Annotated in this window: 12 protein-coding genes and 1 pseudogene; 6 read left to right on the forward strand and 7 right to left on the reverse strand. The window is 68.9% G+C overall.

Annotation, left to right across the window (positions count from 1 at the left end; genetic code table 11):
- From DM816_RS05015 to DM816_RS05020, 3 genes and pseudogenes are all read right to left on the reverse strand, one after another.
- Positions 1–279 (reverse strand): annotated as a pseudogene (locus DM816_RS05015) (hypothetical protein); the annotation flags it as partial.
- A 114-nt stretch (positions 280–393) separates the two neighbouring features.
- Positions 394–645 carry a hypothetical protein gene (locus DM816_RS42210; protein WP_162907126.1) on the reverse strand — a complete coding sequence of 84 codons (252 nt, stop codon included), beginning with the start codon at positions 643–645 and terminating at the stop codon, positions 394–396.
- 9 nt (positions 646–654) lie between these two features.
- The gene (locus tag DM816_RS05020) at positions 655–1584 is read right to left on the reverse strand and encodes an LPXTG cell wall anchor domain-containing protein (RefSeq protein WP_117208877.1); all 930 of its coding nucleotides are present in this window, start codon (positions 1582–1584) and stop codon (positions 655–657) included.
- 24 nt (positions 1585–1608) lie between these two features.
- Between DM816_RS05020 and DM816_RS05025 the strand changes: the two genes are divergently transcribed.
- Together DM816_RS05025 and DM816_RS05030 are read left to right on the forward strand one after the other, a co-directional pair.
- Positions 1609–2781, forward strand: coding sequence for a pyridoxal phosphate-dependent aminotransferase (locus DM816_RS05025; RefSeq protein ID WP_117208878.1), 1173 nt, complete (start codon positions 1609–1611; stop codon positions 2779–2781).
- Positions 2778–3578 (forward strand): carbon-nitrogen hydrolase family protein, encoded by an 801-nt coding sequence (locus DM816_RS05030; protein WP_117208879.1) that lies wholly within the window; start codon positions 2778–2780, stop codon positions 3576–3578. The genes DM816_RS05025 and DM816_RS05030 overlap by 4 nt, the downstream gene beginning before the upstream one ends.
- A 163-nt stretch (positions 3579–3741) precedes the next feature.
- On the opposite strand, the gene DM816_RS05035 is transcribed toward DM816_RS05030, so the two are convergent.
- Positions 3742–5184 carry an RICIN domain-containing protein gene (locus DM816_RS05035; RefSeq protein ID WP_211588549.1) on the reverse strand — a complete coding sequence of 481 codons (1443 nt, stop codon included), beginning with the start codon at positions 5182–5184 and terminating at the stop codon, positions 3742–3744.
- A 218-nt stretch (positions 5185–5402) separates the two neighbouring features.
- On the opposite strand from DM816_RS05035, the gene DM816_RS05040 reads away from it, so the two are divergent.
- From DM816_RS05040 to DM816_RS05055, 4 genes are all read left to right on the forward strand, one after another.
- On the forward strand, positions 5403–8060 hold the full coding sequence (locus DM816_RS05040) for an AfsR/SARP family transcriptional regulator (RefSeq protein WP_117208880.1): 2658 nt from the start codon (positions 5403–5405) through the stop codon (positions 8058–8060).
- A gap of 72 nt (positions 8061–8132) precedes the next feature.
- The gene (locus DM816_RS05045; protein WP_117208881.1) at positions 8133–11228 is read left to right on the forward strand and encodes a S8 family serine peptidase; all 3096 of its coding nucleotides are present in this window, start codon (positions 8133–8135) and stop codon (positions 11226–11228) included.
- A complete protein-coding gene (locus tag DM816_RS05050) occupies positions 11221–11733 on the forward strand; it encodes a SigE family RNA polymerase sigma factor (protein WP_117208882.1) in 513 nt (170 codons plus the stop codon). Before DM816_RS05045 ends, DM816_RS05050 begins: the two co-directional genes overlap by 8 nt.
- Positions 11730–12431 (forward strand): hypothetical protein, encoded by a 702-nt coding sequence (locus tag DM816_RS05055; protein ID WP_117208883.1) that lies wholly within the window; start codon positions 11730–11732, stop codon positions 12429–12431. Before DM816_RS05050 ends, DM816_RS05055 begins: the two co-directional genes overlap by 4 nt.
- A gap of 7 nt (positions 12432–12438) precedes the next feature.
- Here the strand turns inward: DM816_RS05055 and DM816_RS05060 are convergent, their stop codons facing one another.
- From DM816_RS05060 to DM816_RS05070, 3 genes are all read right to left on the reverse strand, one after another.
- Positions 12439–12948 carry a hypothetical protein gene (locus tag DM816_RS05060; protein WP_117208884.1) on the reverse strand — a complete coding sequence of 170 codons (510 nt, stop codon included), beginning with the start codon at positions 12946–12948 and terminating at the stop codon, positions 12439–12441.
- Between the two features lie 146 nt (positions 12949–13094).
- On the reverse strand, positions 13095–15500 hold the full coding sequence (locus DM816_RS05065) for a hypothetical protein (RefSeq protein WP_117208885.1): 2406 nt from the start codon (positions 15498–15500) through the stop codon (positions 13095–13097).
- Between the two features lie 5 nt (positions 15501–15505).
- Positions 15506–18544, reverse strand: a complete 3039-nt coding sequence (locus DM816_RS05070; protein WP_117208886.1) for a hypothetical protein — start codon at positions 18542–18544, stop codon at positions 15506–15508.
- Between the last annotated feature and the right edge of the window lie 68 nt (positions 18545–18612).

The following is an 18612-nucleotide window of genomic DNA, read 5'->3' on the forward strand; positions in this document are numbered from 1 at the left end:
ATCGGCGTCGGCGAACGCCCGCCATGCCGCCTCGGCGGCGGCCTGGGCGGTGAGCCACTCCTGCCGCCGGCGGCCGGCCATGGCCGCCGCCCGCTGCGCCGCGACGCCCACCTCCTCGGCGTAACGGCCCAGCTCACGGGACTGAGCGAGCAGCGGTTGGGGGTCGATCGGGGTGGTGTGGCCGGCCCAGTTGCGCGACAGCAGCGCAACCGCGGCCAACGCGGCGAGACCTATCAAAACGCACCAAATGCCAACGGCAAGCAGCAATTCAACAATCATTTTTGAGGGGTACCTTCGAAGTCGTCGGTTGATTAGGTCGATGCGCGGGAAGCCGGGCGCGGTCGATCCGCAGGCACGGAGGGGCCCGAGCGGATCAGCGATGCAACGGCGCCGTCAGGCGGTCAAGCCCGGCGCGTCGCATCGCACGCGCCCGGATCTCAGGGGTGGGGCACGCTCACTGAGCGGCGAGGTGGCCCGCCGCACGGCGGGAGTCCACAATGGAGCGAGCGCGGCCGGCACGCGAAGCGTTGCAGCGCAAAGGCTCTCGACGGTCAAGGCCGGCGCGGGCTGCGGTGCGCCGCGCAGCACGGCCAAAAAGCGCGCCACGCCTGCCACCAGGCGGCGGACAGGCGCGACAAAGAACATGAAAACAACTTACCCCATGGTTCGGCGGCGTGCGAACGCAAACACCCCAATTCCGGCTATCACGAGCGCCACACCAAGCCACGCAAGCGATTGCGTCTTCGATCCCGTGATCGGCAGCCCGCCCGCGGCGCAACTGGCCGGGGCCGCGTAGGTGTGCTCGCCCAACGGCGGCACCGAGGCGTGAGCGTAGTTGGCCCGGATCGTGTCCCCCTCCGTGACCGGGATCGAGTAGGTGTGCGGCCCGCCCACCGGGACCCAATCGCTGCGAATGGCCTCGGTGCCCTTGGCCAGGATCACCCGCTGCGCGCCCCTGGCGTTGTTGGTCACCGTCCACTCGATCCTGCCGCACCTGTCGGCGAAGGCGTGCTGCAGTGTGCTGGGACCACAGCCGTCCGGTGTCACATACCCATGGTTGGCAAGGGTGCCGACAGCCCCGTGCGGACTCGTCCAGTTGATGGTGAAGGCGTGCTGGGCCACGTGCGTCGAGTCGCCCGGCGGCAGGGCCGGAATCTGCGTCGAAACACCCCTGCCGACGATCTGGTATCCGGTCGCCGGGACCGTGCCACTGTTGCGGAACGTGACGGCCGAGTGATCCTGGCAGCGATCTTCGAAGGACACCACGCTCACCTTGGGCTCATCGCAGCCCGCCGGCGTGGCGTGCGTGTGCGAGCCGGAAACGGAGCCGGCCAGCGAGATCGCCTGACCCGCCTGGGCCACGATCGCGAAGTTCCCACCCTCGGGAAGCGGGCTGGGGACGGCCGTGACATCCTCGCCGTCACGTGTGACCGTGAACGAGCCGGTGACTCCCGCGGGGTAGGTCACGCGGACGAGCCCGCACTCATCGGTCAGCTCCGCGGCGACGGGGGTCTGCGCCGCCACGGCGGGTGCGGCCGTGAGCACGGCCACGCACGCGGCCAACGCCAAGAGGGGCTTGCGCATAGCTGGGCAACATACCATCCCCTCATGACCGATCCCACCTCACGCGATATGACGAGCCGCAAACTTCGGGCCGTCGGGACCACCATCTTCACCGAGATGACCGCGCTTGCCCGGCGGACCGGCGCGGTCAATCTCGGCCAGGGGTTCCCCGACACGGACGGCCCACCGGCCATGCTGGCGGCCGCGCAGCGCGCGATCGCGAGCGGGCTCAACCAGTATCCGCCGCTGGACGGGCTGCCCGAGCTGCGCGAGGCCATCGCGCGGCAGCGGCTGCAGCGATACGGTCAGGACGCGGGCGACATCCTGGTCACGGCGGGCGCGACGGAGGCGGTCGCGGCGGCCCTGATCGGGCTGTGCGATCCGGGCGACGAGGTCGTGGTTTTCGAGCCGTACTACGACAGCTATCGGGCCAATCTCGCGATGGCCGGTGCCGTGCGCCGCCCGGTGCAGCTGGGCGGCGAGGGTGAGGCGTTCGCGTTCGACCCGGACGAGCTGCGCGCGGCGATCACCCCGCGCACCAAGCTGATCCTGCTCAACAGCCCGCACAACCCGACCGGCAAGGTGTTCACCCGCGCGGAGCTTTCACTGATCGCGGAGCTGTGCGTGGCGCACGACCTGATCGCGGTGACCGACGAGGTGTACGAATACCTGGTGTACGACGGGCTTGCGCACATTCCACTCGCGACACTGCCCGGGATGGCCGACCGCACGCTGACCATCTCGTCGGCGGGCAAGACGTTCAGCGCGACGGGGTGGAAGATCGGGTGGGCGTGCGGCCCGGCCAACCTCGTGTCCGCGACCCGGACCGCCAAACAATTCTTGACATTCGCCTCTGGTACGCCGCTGCAGGCCGCTGTCGCCGTCGGGCTCGACGAGGAACTGGGCTGGGTCGCGGCCCTGCGCGACGACATGCAACAGCGGCGCGACCGCCTGGGGGCCGCGCTCGTGGGCATGGGAGCGCGCGTGTACCCGTGCGAGGGCACCTACTTCCTGCAGATCGACGCGCGGTCGCTGGGCTATGACGATGGCGTGAAGCTGTGCCACGACCTGGCGCACAAGGCAGGCGTCGTGGCCATCCCCGCGCAGGTGTTCTTCGACGACGCCGACGCGGGCCGGCGCTACGTGAGGTTCGCGTTCTGCAAGTCCGACGCGGTGCTCGACGAGGGCATTGGACGGCTGTCAAAATTCAGCTCATGAGAGTAGCGGTTTGCCAGCTCAACGCGCGCGACGATCGCGCGGCCAACCTCGCACAGGCGCGCGGGCTGCTGGAGCGCGCCGCCGCGGCGGGCGCGGACCTGGCCGTGCTGCCGGAGTTCACCGACTATCTCGGCCCGGGGCCCGCGCCCTCCGAGCCGCTCGACGGCGAATACGCCACGTTTTTCGCCAAGGCCGCGCAGGACCTGCGCATGTGGGTGCTCGCCGGTTCGTTCCACGAGTCCATCCCGGGATCGGAGCGCAGCCACAACACGGCACCGCTGTTCGACCGGACGGGCGCGCTCGTTTCGGCGTACCGGAAAATCCATCTCTACGACGTCGAGATTCCGGGCCGGGTGTCCTACCGGGAGTCCGCCACGATCGCCCCCGGTGCCGAAACGGTCGTCGCGGACGTCGACGGCGTCCACATTGGACTGTCGACCTGCTACGACCTGCGCTTCCCGGAGCTCTACCGGCGGCTCGCGATCGACGGCGGCGCACAGGTGATCGTGGTCCCGGCGGCGTTCATGCTGCACACCGGCAAGGATCACTGGGAGGTCCTGCTGCGCGCGCGGGCCATCGAAAACCAGTGCTACGTCGTGGCGGCGGGCCAGATCGGCGACCACGACCCGGGCCGCACATGTTATGGGCGCAGCATGGTGATCGACCCGTGGGGCACGGTCATCGCACAGGCCCCCGACACCATCGGCGTCACCGTCGCGGAGCTCGACCTGGAGCGCCTGGCCCGCATCCGGCAGGAGCTGCCCAGCCTCGCCAACCGCCGCCTCTGGTCGCGATAAGCTCGCTGGGCGCCATAGTCTTTGGGCACCATAGTCTTTGGGCACAACGAGGACGGCGGCCCCCGAGGGTGGAGGGGCCGCCGTCGTGGGCGCCGTGCCGCGTCGCCGTCGACCGAGCCCGTGCTGTCCGTGCAGCGCGTCAGCGGAATGGCACCACAGGGGTTCAGGCGGCCCGACGCTGGAACTGCTGGTTCGTGCCGCCGTTGCACGTGTACTGCACGATGCGTGCGCTGTTGGCGGTCGAGGAACTGGTCACGTCGAGGCACTTGCCGCTGTGCCGGGCCACGACGCGCACGTAACCGCCGCCCGCGTCCTGCAGCTGGAACTGCTGATTGGTGCCCACGTGGCAGGTGTACTGGCTGACCTTGGCGCCGTCCGCTGTGGACCAGTTGGCGACGTCCAGGCACTTGCCGCTGTGCCGGGCGACCAGCTGCACGTAGCCGCCGCCGAAGTCGACCACCGTGAAGCGCTGGTTGGTGCCCGTGCCGCAGGTGTACTGCACCAGCTCGGCGCCGTCGCCCGTGGACCCGTTGACCACGTCGGCGCACTTGCCGCTGTGCCTGGCGACGAGGTTGGCCAGCGGCCCGTCCTGGCCTGTTACGGTGCCGGTCGCCGTGTCTATGGAGACTTGGGGGTACCAGTCGAGAGCCATCGTGGTGTTGGACGGGAAGCGCACCGGGAGCCAGACATAGCGCGACTCGTTGACCGGGCGGCTCACCGCGCCCGCCCAGCGGTCGCCCAGGTACAGGTATGACGTGCCCTGCGTGCCCGCAACGGGTACCACATAAGCGGTTTGAGAACCGTATGTCGTGGAGTTGCCGGCGTTCTGCCAGGCGCTCCACGGGCCGGTGATGCTCGTGGCGGTCGCGTAGCGCTGCTGGTTGGGGTTCCAGCTCGTGGCTCCGGAGGTGAGCATGAAGTACACCCCGTTGCGCTTGAACATCCCGGGCGCCTCGCGGTGGTCGCCGACCCACTGCCGCACGAGTGCGGCGACGTTGGTGAAGTCGGTCGTCAGCCGGTACACGTGCAGGTCGTAGTTCTCGCGGGCGGCCGAGATCATGTATCCGGTGCCGTCGGTGTCCACGAACGCGGTGATGTCGCGCGACATGTGCCCCATGGGCCGGAAGCTGCCGAGATAGGTGTAGTTGCCGTCCACAGTGGACGAGACGGCGACCGCTGCGCGCGCCTCGCCGTAGTCCGAGCCGTTCTCCTTGTGCATCCACATCACGTAGCGGTTGGTGGCAGCGTTGTAGATGACCTTCGGCCGCTCGATGTTGGCCACGTTGAGCTCGGCCGCCGACGATTGCGTCAGCACGTGGTTGCGGAACTCCCACGTGCGCATGTCGGTCGACCGATACGCCGACACGTAGCGGAACGTCCCGTTGGAGTTGCGATTCTCGCCGAACCAGTAGTAGTACTGGCCCACCTTGATGATGCCGCCGCCATGCGCCTGCACCGCCGCGCCGCTCGTATCGTTCGTCACGGCCCCGCTGACCACCGACACGGGCGCGGCCGAAACCGGCGACGCACCGATTGACGCACCCATTGACGCACCCATGCTCAACACCGTCGCGGCGACCGCGATCCTCGTCCAAACCCTGCGCATCACAAATCCCATCACGAGTGGCGAAACGGTCCATCCCAGCCCGGATTGGGATATCGACCATGCTCAACCCCCATCCCACCCCCTGTCAAGCGGGGGTTTGCCTTCCCGCCGTGGGCTTGTTCGCGCGCTACATCTCTGCACCGGCTACTCGGAGCAGAGATGTAGCGCGCGAAAGTGCCTGATGGCAGGGCCGGGGCCATGGCGGTTACAGTGGGCGCGTGCGGGTGCGGCTGCTCGGGCCGGTCGAGGTGATGGTGCGAGGCGAGGCACGAGGCGTGCCGGGGGTGCGCCGTCGTGCGGCGCTTGCGGCGCTCGCGCTGCAGCCGGGCCGGGCCGTGAGCAGCGAGCGGCTGATCGAGATGGTGTGGGACGGGTCGGCTCCGGCCACGGCGGGCAACTCGTTGCAGGCGCACGTTTCCTATCTGCGACGCGAGCTGGGCCTGCGTGATGTGCTGCTGGCCCGCGCACCAGGTTACGTGCTCGATCTGGAACCGTCCGAGGTGGACGCTGCGCTGTGCGAGCGGCTGATCGCCGGCGAACCGGCGGGGGAGGAGCCGGCCGCGCGGGCGCGGCGGCTGCGGACCGCGCTCGGGCTGTGGCGTGACCGGCCGCTGGCCGACCTGCCCGGACTGTCGTGGGTGGACGGTGAGGTGGAGCGGCTGGAGCGCCTGCGGCGCATCGCGATCCACGGGTTGGCCGAGGCGCGGCTCGCGCTGGGTGAGCACGCCGAGCTGATCCCGGAGCTGACCGGGCTCACGGCCCGTTATCCGACCGACGAGCGGCTGGTGGGCCTGCTCATGACCGCGCTGCACCGGGACGGCCGGCGGGGTGAGGCGCGGGCGGTGTACCAAAAAGTCAAGGAGCCGGGTCGGCGGCTCAGGGAGCTTGCGGCGCAACAGGATCCGCTTGTGCCGGTGCCTGCGCAGCTGCCGCCCGCGACCGCGGCCTTCGCCGGGCGGGAGGTGGAACTGTCGCGATTGGACGCGTTACTGGAGTCCGGCCGGTTCCGGATCGCCTTGTCGGGCACGGCCGGTGTGGGCAAGACGACGCTGGCCGTGCACTGGGCGCAGCGGCAGGCGCACCGTTTCCCCGACGGCCGGCTCTACGCCGACCTGCGCGGGTTCAGCCCGGCCGGTGCGGTGGCCGATCCGTCCGAGCCGCTGCGCGGATTTCTGGAGGCGTTCGGCGTCGCGCCACAGCGTATCCCGTCGGGATTGGACGCTCAGGCGCGCCTGTTCCGCAAGACCGTGGCCGGGCGGCGCGTGCTCATCCTGCTCGACAACGCGCGTGACGCCGCCCAGATCCAACCCCTGCTGCCCGGAGCGGATGAGACCGGCTGTCTCGTGCTGATCACCAGCCGTGCGGTTGTCGGTGAGGACGGTGTGCGCTTGGAGCTGCTCGCCGAGCCGGACGCGCAGCACCTGTTCGTGGCCCGCCTGGGCCGGGAGCGGGTGGCACGCGAACCGGAGGCCGCCGCCGCGCTGATCGCCCGCTGCGCCGGGTTGCCGCTCGCGCTCGCCATCGTGGCCGCGCGGGCCGCGAGTTCTCCGCGGGTGCCGCTGGCGAGCCTGGCTGGTGAGATGGCGGAGGCGGAAAGCGCGCTCGATCTGCTCGACGGCGGCGATCCGATCTCCAATGTGCGCGCGGTGTTTTCGTGGTCGTTCGGTGCACTCGGGCGGGATGCCGCGAGGCTCTTTGGGTACCTGGGAAATCATCCGGGACCGGAAATCTCGGCGACGGCCGCCGCGAGCATGGCGGGGATGTCAGCCGGGGCGGCAAGGGTTTTGCTCGCCGAACTCGTCGCGGCGAACCTGCTCATCGAGCGGGCCGAGGGGCGCTATTCGCTGCATGATCTGTTGCGTGCCTATGCGGGCGAGCAAGGCGTGGAGGACCAATCCGGTGCGCTGGAAAGAATGTGCGCGCACTATCTGCACACCGCGCATCGGGCCGCGATTCTGCTCGGCTCCGATCACCCGATTCCGCTCGGAGCCGCGCCGCCCGGGGTCACGGTGGAGGCGCTCGACGACTATCGCTCGGCAATGCGCTGGTTTGACGCCGAGCGGCAGACGCTTGTGGAGGTTGCCAAACGGGCTCTCGATAATGGACTGCACGAGCAGGTGTGGCAGCTGGCCTGGACGATGCGGGTCTATTTGAGCTATCAGGGGCTGTGGCAATGGCAGTCGAGCGTCCAATCGGCCGCCGTGGCCGCCGCGCAGAGACTCGACGATCCTTATGCGCTGGCGCACGCACTGCGCGGGCTCGCCTATGCCGATTCGGCGCTCGACCGGCATGACGACGCGTGCGCGCATGTGCGCCGCGCGGTCGAATGCTTCGCCGAGGCGCAAAGGCTTCCCGAGCAAGCCCTTTCACTGCTCAGTCTCGCGCGCCTTTTGGACAGCCGGGGCGACAGCGATCAGGCGCTCAAACACGCCCACGAGGCGCTCGAAATCTATCGCGCCACCGATTACGACTATGGGGTCGCCTACGCGCTCAATGCGATCGGCTGGTGCCACGGCCGGTTGGCCGATTATCAGGCGGGTCTCGACCATTGCCATCGCGCGTTGGGTCTGCATCGCTCGCTCGGCAATCAGGAGGGCGAGTCGTTCACTCTCGACAGCCTCGGCTACATTTACCACCATCTTCGTGACTTTCCCAAAGCCATTATCCGGTACCGTGAAGCGCTCGCGCTGTTCCAAGAACGCGCAGACCGTTCGAGCGAGGCCGAGACCTCCGAGCGGCTCGGCGACAGCCTGCACGCCACGGGTGACCCCGCGGCCGCCCGGCAGACCTGGCTGCGCGCGCTGGAACTGGTCGAGCAGGTGCGCGAGCCCGACCACCCAGACGGCGCCCGCCTGCGCCGCAAGCTAGCCCCCTGACCTGCGGGGAACCGGGCGGCCCGGTCCGCGCGTGTCTCATCCGGAAGCTTCAATAGATGAACGGAGCCCTCGATGACACGCGTGCTGAAGGCACTGCTGTGCGCCGCGATGGCCGGAGCGCTGGTCCAGCCGCCTCCGGCCCTCGCCGCCGCGCCCACCGGTGCACCCATTTTCGCGGACGCCGGTGATCGTTTACACACCGTCACACTGATCACCGGAGATCGCGTCACGGTCGCGGACGGGGAGGGCGGCCTGAAGATCGTGCGGATCGACGGTCGCAAGGGGATCACCTTCTCCGCGTACCGATCGCGCAACCGGCTGCTCGTGCTGCCCCGCGACGCGATCGCCCCGCTGGCCGCCAACCGGCTCGACAAGCGCCTGTTCGACGTGGCCGCGCTGCTGGAGTACGGATACGACGACGCCAGGCGCAAGGAGCTGCCGCTGATCGTCGGTGGTGGCGTGCCCATGCGCGCGGCCAAGCAGAGCCTGACCTCGCAATGGCGCGAGCTGGCCAAGTCGGGCAAGGTGTGGCTGGACGGGATGCGCAAGCCCGTGCTCAAGGAGAGCGTGCCCCAGATCGGCGCCCCGCAGGCGTGGCAGGCCGGCTACGACGGCACGGGCATCACCGTGGGCGTGGTGGACACCGGGGTGGACGCGAACCACCCCGACCTGGCCGGCAAGGTGGTCGCGGCGCAGGACTTCGTGGGCGACGGGCACGACCGCGACCTGGTCGGGCACGGCACGCACGTCGCGGCCACCATCGCGAGCACGGGCGAGTTCCGTGGTGTCGCGCCGGGCGCGAAGCTGGTTTCCGCCAAGGTGTGCATGGCCTTCGGCTGCCCGGAGTCGGCGATCCTCGCGGGCATGCGATGGGCAGTCGACCAGGGAGCGAAGGTCATCAACATGAGCCTGGGCGGCACGGACACGCCCGACATCGACCCGGTCGAGGCGCTGGTCAACGAGCTCACCGCGCAGCGAGGGGTGCTGTTCGTGATCTCTGCGGGCAACGCGGGCGGCGACGCGACCGTCGGATCGCCGGGAAGCGCGGACGCGGCCCTGACCGTCGGCGCGGTGACCAAAACCGATGAGCTGGCCGACTTTTCCAGCCGGGGCCCGCGCATCGGCGACGGCGCGATCAAGCCGGATGTCACCGCGCCGGGCGTGGACATCGTGGCGGCCCGCAGCGCCGACGGCCGGCTCGGTGAGCCCGGCCAGTCGCATATGAGCCTGTCCGGCACGTCCATGGCCGCGCCGCACGCGGCGGGCGCGGCGGCGATTCTCGCCCAGCAGAACCCGGCCTGGGGGCCGACCGATCTGAAGGCGGCGCTCATGAGCTCGGCCGTTGCCGGCGACGGCATCGGCGTGTTCGGGCAGGGCGCCGGCCGGGTGGACCTGACGCGTGCGGTACGCCAGCAGGTGATCGCCGAGACGCCGAGCCTGAGCTTCGGCGTGCAGCTGTGGCCGCACACCGACGACGTGCCCATCACGCGGGCGGTGACCTACCGCAACCGGGGCCCGGCCGATGTCACGCTGGGACTGCGAATGACGGGCGGCGCGCCCGCCGGGCTGTTCACGCTCTCGGCGGACTCGGTGACGGTGCCCGCAGGCGGGTCGGCCACGGTGAACCTCACGGCCGACACGCGTATCGACATCCCGGACACCGTCTACAGTGGACATCTCGTCGCCACGGACACAGGCGGCGTCGCCATCAACACGCCGTTCGCCGTGGACAAGGACACGGAGCGCTACGCGATCGACTTCCGGATCACCGACCGGGCCGGGCAGCCGGCGCAGGACGCCGCGCTGTTCCTGGTCAACACGACCAACGACGCCTTCATCGAGGTGTACGGCGGTTCGCAGACGGCACGCCTGCCCAAGGGCACGTATGTGGGCATTTTCAACGTGTACGAGGACGCCTCGGCGACCGCGCTGTTCCAGGCGGAGGTCGTGGCCGATCGGGATAGGACGGTCGAGGTGGACGCGCGGCGTGGACGCCCGGTGTCCATCACCGTCCCGTTCGCCGACGCACAACCCAACTTCGTGGTCGCGAGCACGGTGGTGCAGCACGCGGCGGGCGGGGCCATCGGCTTCCTCGCGTGGGGCGAGCCGGACGGGCCGCTTTACACGGCCAGCCTGGGGCAGCAGCGCCACCCGGCGGTGGACTCGCTCGTCGTCGCGCAGTACCAGCCCGCCGATGCGTCGTATGTCGCGCAGCTGGCATGGCTCGAACCGGGACGCCTGTTCGACGGGCTGACGAAGCGACTGTCCAAACACGACCTCGCGACCGTGCGAGCCTCGCATGCCGCTGCGGAAACACGGGAGGCGCTGCTGCGCTTCGGCCCGACGTGGCAGGAGCTGAAGCAGGCGGACAACCCGATCGACCCGGGCGCGTTCTTCACGATCCCGTCAACGCACACCGAGTACGTCAACACCGACGGCGGCGTCCGCTGGCAGCGCACGTTCTACCAGGTCAATGACGCGTCCGAGCAGGCACTGGCGCTGTTCGGGCCGCCGGTGCAGTTCCGGGCCGGGCGCGAGTACAGCGAGAGGCGTGGGCAGGCGGTGTTCGGTCCCGGCTTCACGGGCCTGGCGCCATTCGGGGTCTCGCGCCGGGGCGACACCCTTACGCTGTACCCGACCGTGCTCAACGACCAGCTGAACTGGGCAGGCGTGTCGAACGCGGAGTTCCGGATGACGCTGGACCGCGACGGGGTGCGGATCGTGGACTCGGCCCAACAGGCAGTGCAGGTCGGGGTACCGGCTAAACCGGCTCTTTACAGGTTGTCGGCGGAACAGGCGGGCGTCAGTTGCGTGTGGGAGTTCCGCTCAGGACGGTCGTACGGCCCGCTTCCGTTGTCCGCGGTGCGGTTCCTGCCCGACCTCGACTTGAACAACGCGGCGCCGGCCGGGCGGGCGTTCGCCATCCCGTTCGAGGTGCAGCGGCAGCCGGGCTCCAAGGCGGGTGCGGTGCGCACGCTGACCGTCGACGTGTCCTATGACGACGGTGCGTCGTGGCGTGCGGTCCCGCTCACCAGACAAGGCCAGCAGGGGGTCGCCCACCTGGTGCACCCGGGCACACCCGGATACGTGTCGCTGCGGGCGAGTTCCGTTGACACCGAAGGAAACACCGTCCACCAGACCATGATGCGGGCCTACCGAATTGGATGAGGACGAGTTCGTGGCGTATTACGTCTCGCGCGGGGACCGCCTGCGCAGGACGGCGTTCCTGCTGTGCGGCGACTGGCATCTCGCGGAGGACCTGACCCAGATCACCTTCGTGAAGCTGTACCAGCGCTGGCAACGCATCGAGCGGCACGACGTCATGGATCAGTATGCCCGCCGGGTGCTGCTGCGCACGTTCCTCGACCAGCGCAGGCTGCCGCGCCGGCGTGAGGTCGCGACCGAGCCGGACAGCTCCACATTGGACAGCCGGGTGCACCACGACCCGGTACCGGATGATCGCCTGGTGTTGCGGGAAGCGCTCTTGCGGCTCTCCCCGCAGCACCGGGCGGTGCTCGTGCTGCGGTTCTGGGAGGATCTGCCGGTCGAGCAGGTGGCCGAGATCCTCGCCTGCTCGACCGGCACGGTGAAGAGCCAGACCTCGCGCGGCCTGGCACGGCTGCGCGAGGTGCTCGACGACACGACACCCGTAGCGGGGAAGGTGCGCCGATGAACGAGTTCAAACAGCTCTGCGAGCGGGTGCTGGAGATCCCGGCTCCCGCACGGGCGACCAGCGCGCAAATGCTTGCCCTGGCACGGCATTCGGCCCGCCGGCGGGCACGGCTGCGTGTGCTGCTGTGCACGCTTGTGGCGGGTGCGGTGAGTCTGCCGCTGGTGTGGGTTCCCTCCGCTGGGCCGCCGCCGGTGGCCGAGCCCGCGCAGTGGGCGCAGATGCCCCCGCCCGAGACCGTCGCATCGCACTCCAGGCAGGCGGCCGATGCCGTGGAGCGCGCCGTTCCCGCACCGCTGATCTCGCCGAGCTGGACGGTGGTCTCGCCGGACGGGCAGCGGCGGGCACTGCGGCTGCTGTTCTATTCGGAGGGCAAGGAGGGTTCCCTGATCGTGTACTTCCAGCACACCGAGTGGTCCGTAGCCGACGGCGACGACCTGTGCGCCCCGGAGGTCGGGGCCGAGATCGTGGGCGCGCGGTGGGGGGAGATGGACCTGTGCTACGAGGCCACCGTCAACGGCCAGCCGATCCGGGTAACGGTGGGGGAGACGACCACCGCGGCCACCCGCTTCCTGATCGACGGCTTCGTCACCGTGGTGGCGCGGGAGGGGACGGCCGTGATGCTCACGCCACGCCAGGTGGCGCAGATCGCGGCCGACCCCGACATCCTGCCGCGGCCAGTCGACGTAGTGACCCGGTGAAACCGGTTTAGACGGGGGTGACGGAGCAAAGTTTGATCGGGTCGGCGACGTCGATGCCGGGCACCGATCCGGAGGTGTCGATGCTCGCCACGGGGTGCGCGTCGCACGTCACGTCGAAGACCGCGTCGCCGATGCGCAGCCGGACCGAGCAGGAGCCTTGACCGACGATGATGTCGTCATCGTCGACCGCGAAGATGGTGCCCTGGCAGTCCTCCCCGGCCTCGCCGGCGGCGGTGAGCAGGGTGACCCTGCACTGGCCGCTGAGCACCTCCACCGGGCCGGGCCCGCTGAGGTCGAAAGTCGAACCGCCGCAGTGGAAGCGTACGTGACCGATGCCGCCAACGTTCTGGTTGACGCGGCAGTCGATCCCAAGCTCGCCCGAGGATTCGTCGAACTCCAGGGTGCAGATGCCGGCAGGGTCTTCGATCGTGACCGCCTCCGCGGGTGTGGCCGCGACCGCGACGAAACCCACGAACATGACGGTGGCACTGAAGATGCTAAGCACAAGGCGTCTCATAGAGATCCCCTTTCAGCGATGGGGAATGCAGACGGCGCACCCGGCCCAAGGTGTATCGCCCTTGACACGATGCCGACAGCGGTCTGTCCGTCACCCGACACGCGTAAGAGTGGTGAATGTTCATTCACTCGGGTATGCCGCGCTCGTCATGTGAGGATGCCCTCGTCCTCCTCCTCGTCTTCTTCGTCGTCCCCGAGCAGCTTGTCGATGAGCTTCTGGATCCACTTCGGAATCTTCGTCACCGGCGGGGGATCGACGTGGACGTTGTCGAAGCCGACGTCCTTGCGGACCGCCTTCTCCAGCTCCTCGGCCTGCTTGGCGAGCTTGACCGCGTCCACCTCGGCGTCGTTGAAGTCCACGAGGTCGAACACGCCGGTGCCCAGGGCCCCGGCGAGGTTGTCGGTTTTGAGCGCGAGGCGCAGCTTCGCGTGGGTGGCGTCGGTCAGCCGCTGCGCCCGCATGAACTGCACCCGGGCGAAAAGTTGGCGCAGGCGCAAGGCATCCAGCCGCTTGCGGTAGCCCGGCGCGAGGTGCTTCTTCTTGTCGTTGCGCTCCAGCTTGTCGATGAGCAGCTCGATGCGCCGGTGCGTGCGCTCCAGCTGTTTGAGCATGCCGCCCGCGTCGCCCGCGAGCTTCATCGCCCGGTCGTGGGCGATCTGGTTCTCCAGCCGCTGCGACGATCCCCGGCCGATCGCGCGCTTGGCACTGGAGAACGCCACGCCCACCCGCATGTTGAGCGGGATGTCCTTGCCGAACACCGCCTTGTCGAGGTCGCGGATGATTTCGTGCACGTGTGCGGCGTACAGCGGGTGGGCCGCCACGAACACCTCGTCGCCGCCGAGCATGACCCGCACACTGCGGGCGAAGTCGGGCATGGTGTCGGCCGTGCGGACGGGGCTGCCGAAGGCCTTGTGCGCCTTGGTCTTCGCGTCCGGCGCGAGCCGGCCGTGGTACTTCTTGAACGTGGCCACGACGCTGTCAACGGTGAAGCGCTTGCGCTCCACGATCACGTCGGTGGACTCGATCGTGCGGCGCAGCAACCCGAAGCCGCCCAGCTTCTGCTGCACGATCTCCCGGGTCGCGACCTCGTAGTAGGCCATCAGGTCCACGCCCAGGTCGCGGATGTCCATGGCGAAGACGATCTGATCCTCGAAGTCGGATGTGTAGGAGTAGAAGACGAACTCCGACGCGGCGCCCAGGATGGCCAGCGGCTCCGGCCGCTGCCGCACATCACGCGTCAGCAGCTTGGCCAGCCGGGGCCAGTCGATGGGCGGGGCGGCCGGGTTTTCCAGCTCCTGCAGCGCGACGTGGCACAGGATCAGGTAGCGGTTCATCACCTGGCCGAACGCCTCGCCGGCCGTGAAGTCCTTGACGAAGTCGATCGCGTTCAGTGCGACCAGCCACATCTCCAGCAGCTCGACCTGCTGCCGGAAGGTGAACTTCATGTTGGGCAGGCCGGGCGGGCGCTCCAGGGCCTTCTTGCGCACATCCCTGATCACATCCGGGTTGCCGATGAACACCCCACGAATCAACAGGAACGCGACGGTCCACACCGTGTTGACGTAGATGGAGTTGTAGTCCAGTGGGTCGTCCCGGTTGGGCTTGCGCGTCATGAGCGCCTTGATGTCCTCGGCCGCCTGGGCCGTGCGCAGGAAGATGCTCAGGTCGTACTCGCGCCCGCGCGGGTCGTGACCCTTTGGCGCTTTGTCGGCGCCCCTGCCCCGCCCCAACGCACGCGCCTGTCTGGTCTTGACCTGTTGGGCCTTGACCGCGAGACGCGCCATGCCCGCGCCCTTGAGCGCCTCAGTGATCAGCTGGAGCACCACGCTGATCGGGTTACCGCGGGCCTCAAGGGAGTTGGCGCCGTAGAGGATGTCGAACCGGTACTTCTCGTTCTTGAGCGCCTTCTGCAGTTTGCGAATCTCCGCGAGGCGTTTGGAGTCCTTGGCCCGGGTGGCCTCGTCCTCGGCCTTCTTGAGCACCTCCAGCAGCCGCACGCGCAGCCTGGCGTCCAGCCGCACGAGGTCGGCGGCGAAGTCCTTGGGCCCCTTGCCCTGCGCGACGATGAGCGCGGTCTTGTAGTCCTGGCCCACCACCACATATCCGGGGCCGGATCCGGGGCGCGTGAACACGCCCCGGATCTCGTCCTGCCGGAGCGCGACGAACTCACTGGTGAGCTTGTAATGCAACACCTTGTCGTTGAGATCCTTGATGCCCGTGTTGTCGCGCCCTTCTCCGGGGAACAGCAGCACGAACAGGCTCAGCCGCCGGTCTGCCTTGGCGCCCGCGCTGCCGTCGGTGAGCTTGGTGACCTCTTCGAGCAGCCCCAGAATGCGCACCTGGCGGCGCAGCTCGGTGGCAAGCAGCGCCCGGTCGGGGCCGGCCGGTTTCGGGTCGGCCCGCTCCACGAGCTCGCGCAGGCGTTGCGAGGCCGCCCACACCGGCGACGGCTCGTGGCCGTCGTCGGTGTAGTTGTTGCCGTCCAGCCGGAACTGGTCGTAGGCGACCGTGCTCTCGGCGAGGGCGGGCCCGGGCTCCGGATCCTGTGCCATGCCGATCAGCTCTCGTCCGGGGTTGCGACCGTCGGCGCGGAGCTGATGATCGGGGTGTTGTCGAGCTTGACCAGGTTGGTGGGCAGCTTCACCTCCCACGGCTCGCCGATCAGCTTGCCGCCCAACGAGTAGCCGACCTGCTGCGCGGTGTCGCCGGTGTAGCTCGTGGCCAGCCGGATGGTCTGCTCGTCGAGCACGGTGCGGATCACGTAGGTCTTCAGGCCGATGCGGATGCGCCGGTTCTCGTCGTCGGAGGTGAAGGCCGTGCCGTTACCGGTGACGTTGACGCTGTGCCGCGTGACGTTGAGCGTGCCGACGCCCTCGACGTTGTTGTTGCCCAGCTGGCTCTTCAACTCGTCCACAATGGACAGATGGACCGGGTCGGGCGAGTCCGCGTCCGCGTTGATGACCGCGCCGTCCGCGCCCCACAGCTCGCCCGTGGACAGGTAGGTCAGCACCGCCTGCTCGAATCCGAGCCGCACCGGCACCTGCACCCTGGCCGCGCCCGCCCGCAGGAAGCGCAGGAACAGCGGGTCGTCGTCGGTGAGCGTGGCCAGCTCGGGCCAGTCGTCCTTGCGGCCCCAGAAGTACGGGTAGAACAGGTAGGTCATGTTGTTCCACTCGAAGCTCTGCTCGAATGCCTGTATGTAGGCGCCCTCGGCCTTCGCCTCGGCAAAGTCGATTTCCGGGTACCCGAACGGCGCCACGTTGCGCGCGACGGCGTCGAACAGGTCGAAGCGCTGCCCGGTGAGCAGGGCGACGCAGCCTTTCTTCAGCTCGGTCTGCTCGATTTCCCGGTTGAACACGGGGTTGATCCCGCCGACGACCCCGCGGTCGGCCTGCAGCCGCGCCTCGGCGACCGCCTGGTCGAAACGGCTCTTTTCGTCGCGGTAGGCGTTCATGACCGAGGTGAACGTCTTGAACTGCCACTCCTGGAACTTCTCCAGCGACAGCGTGCAGAACACGAGCGCCAGCACCTCCCAGTTGTGGAAGCCCACCGAGTTCACGGTCACCGTCACGGTCGAGGTCGGCAGCAGCTTGAGCGGGAAGATGCCGCCGTCGTTGTCCGGTTCGATGTAGGTCCCCTGCTGATCCTGGATCTGCACGATGACCTGATGCTTGCCGGCCTGCGTCTCGCCGTAGATGTTGATGAACGCGCTCTGCGCGAGGTAACCGTCCGCGATGGACACGTCGAACAGGTCGGTGGCGATGAGGCGATCCCCGGCGCTGGGCAGTTGTTCGGGCGACTTCTTCGCGCCGGAGGCGATGACGACGCTCGGCGGCGGGGACTCCACATCGGACGCGCCGTATTTGCTTGCCCAGTAAAGGTAGTTGTCCCGCGTGATATCGGTGGCCTTGAGTGGCACGAAGGTCTTGCCATCGGGCTGGCAGTATCCGGGCGGGTCCGGCTCGGCGAGCGTGACGCCGGCGGTCGGACGGCGGGTCAGCGCGTGGCGCACGAAGGCCGCCGGTTCGGGCACGGTGAACTCCAGCATGAGCCGCTTGCCGTAGTTCACGATCTGCGCCTGGTAAACCTTGTCCACGAATCGGTACACGCCGATGATGTCGTTGTTGCCGTTCTTGTTGTCGAACCCGTGCTGGCTGGTCTCCTCGATCACCTTGACGACGCTCGTGGTGCGGCGGGTCAGGGTGCGGGTCTGCACCCGGTCCCGCGCCTTCGTGGTGATCTCCCGGGCGTAGCTGGCCGACGCGCTGTCGGACCGCTGGCGCGAGCTGCCGCTGGAGAAGTTGAAGTTGGAGGTGGCGTCGACCGACGGGCCGTATGAGGCGTGGATCGTCAGGCCGGCCTCCTTGTTGGCGGTGCTGCTGATGACCGACTGGGACTCGGTCTGCAATTCGAACCGCTCGGTGGAGGAGAGGTCGCGCTCCTTCTCCTCGGTCACCTCGGTCTCCGTGACCTCCGTCTGCTCCGTGGTGGTGCTGGTCTTGAAGGTTCTGGTACGGGTTTCGGACTTCAGGACGTTCTCGATGTGCGCGATCTCGCCCAGTTCGTAGCGCAGCAGTTCCTGTTCCAGCACCATCAGGTCGGCGATGCCGAGAATCCGCGCGTCGCCGTGCCCGGTGGGCACGGTCGCCGCGTCCGCCGGGATGCCGACCTCGGGGGCCGGAGGGCACGGGCCGGGCGTGCCCGTGGGCGCCAGCCCGTTGCCGCTGTGCAGCCCGCGGGCGAGCTCCGCGGCGCGATTCTCCAGCAGCGCCACGGTTTTGGGCACATCGATCGGGCCGTCGGCGAGGCGCAGGTCGCGTAGCACACCCCTGGTGGCCTCCGTCAGCCGCGCGCTGTCCGGCAGGGCGAAGATGAGCCCACTGTTGCCTGCCGGGCCGGTGCTGTTGAACGTGGCCAGCAGCTCGTCGACGGCTCGGCGGTGCGCGGTGAGCTCGTCTGCGAGCCGGGCCTGCGCCTCACGCGCCTCCCGTGCGGTGGCCGCGGCGGCGGCTCGTGCCTCGCGCAGGTCGCCGGTGCTCGCGGGCGGCAGCGGGAAGATGCCGTGCGGCAGCACGAGCGGCGCGGACTGGAAACCTGCCCGGGACAGGCGATCGGCTGCGGCCAGGCGGCGGATGAGGAACAGCAGCCGCGCGGACGCGGTCAGCAGCGCGCGCACCTTGGGTGGTACCGAAGAAAGCATCATCGAGGAGACGATGCTGTCGCCGACGCGGCCGTAGAACGCGATGAAGGCCTCGGTGGCGACGAATGCCGCCGGGTTGGTGTTGAAGCTCGCGGTGAACGCCTGGCCTGCGCCGGTCCAGAACTGGTGCTCCGGCAACGCTTTCACTGCCGCCGCGAAGTCGAGATAGCGCTCGTCGATGCGGCGCGGAGAATCCACGAAGGATTCCGAGGCGGCGAACGCCGACGCGGCATCGACCATGGCCTCCCGGCCGCCGTCGCCGCGCAGCACGCGCAGGGTGTTGGTGAGGGACGTGGGGAACGCCCCCAGGTCGATGGAGGCGTCGCTGGACGCTTGCAGGCTATCGACCTCCTGCGGAGGCCGGACGGTGACGAAGCGGAAGACTTCCGAACTCATGCCCCGCAGGGTGACCGCCGCGGCTGATGCCGTGCTGACGTGGCGCTGAAAACCCCTTACCCGGGGGC

The organism is Allorhizocola rhizosphaerae, assembly GCF_003426775.1.
Lineage (GTDB): Bacteria > Actinomycetota > Actinomycetes > Mycobacteriales > Micromonosporaceae > Allorhizocola > Allorhizocola rhizosphaerae.

Coding starts and splice junctions, on each gene's coding strand:
- DM816_RS42210 (WP_162907126.1), bottom strand. CDS start 645: ATGTTCTTTGTCGCGCCTGTCCGCCGCCTGGTGGCAGGCGTGGCGCGC.
- DM816_RS05020 (WP_117208877.1), bottom strand. CDS start 1,584: ATGCGCAAGCCCCTCTTGGCGTTGGCCGCGTGCGTGGCCGTGCTCACG.
- DM816_RS05025 (WP_117208878.1), top strand. CDS start 1,609: ATGACCGATCCCACCTCACGCGATATGACGAGCCGCAAACTTCGGGCC.
- DM816_RS05030 (WP_117208879.1), top strand. CDS start 2,778: ATGAGAGTAGCGGTTTGCCAGCTCAACGCGCGCGACGATCGCGCGGCC.
- DM816_RS05035 (WP_211588549.1), bottom strand. CDS start 5,184: ATGCGCAGGGTTTGGACGAGGATCGCGGTCGCCGCGACGGTGTTGAGC.
- DM816_RS05045 (WP_117208881.1), top strand. CDS start 8,133: ATGACACGCGTGCTGAAGGCACTGCTGTGCGCCGCGATGGCCGGAGCG.
- DM816_RS05055 (WP_117208883.1), top strand. CDS start 11,730: ATGAACGAGTTCAAACAGCTCTGCGAGCGGGTGCTGGAGATCCCGGCT.
- DM816_RS05060 (WP_117208884.1), bottom strand. CDS start 12,948: ATGAGACGCCTTGTGCTTAGCATCTTCAGTGCCACCGTCATGTTCGTG.
- DM816_RS05065 (WP_117208885.1), bottom strand. CDS start 15,500: ATGGCACAGGATCCGGAGCCCGGGCCCGCCCTCGCCGAGAGCACGGTC.
- DM816_RS05070 (WP_117208886.1), bottom strand. CDS start 18,544: ATGAGTTCGGAAGTCTTCCGCTTCGTCACCGTCCGGCCTCCGCAGGAG.